Source organism: Oleiphilus sp. HI0067, from assembly GCF_001635735.1.
On record NZ_LWFI01000758.1, the window covers coordinates 1 to 294 of the forward strand.

Sequence of the window (294 nt, forward strand, 5' to 3'; positions counted from 1 at the left end):
GAAGATAGGGCTGTAAGGATGAAGCTCCCGAAAAATTAAGCGCTTTCTCGGCAATACGCTGACCTTGCGCTCCCTCATAAATGACTTGCGATTGAACATACTCGCCTTGCTTTGAGAGCTCTACATAATGACGTTCAACGTACAACAGCTCGTTGCTATCAATATCATAAGCTTTGCCGATGAATCTAAGTTGATCTGCAAAAGCCACAGACGTATAGACTGCACCAAGCATCAACAGAAAAAGGAATTTTGTTCTTCGAAATAAAAAAGTCATCTCTATACTCTTCTTATTCA

At 40.8% G+C, this 294-nt stretch carries 1 protein-coding gene; it reads right to left on the reverse strand.

What is annotated here, in order from left to right:
• Positions 1–274 (reverse strand): hypothetical protein (locus A3739_RS08285; protein WP_156502476.1); only part of this gene is annotated, 274 nt, incomplete at its 3' end.
• Between the last annotated feature and the right edge of the window lie 20 nt (positions 275–294).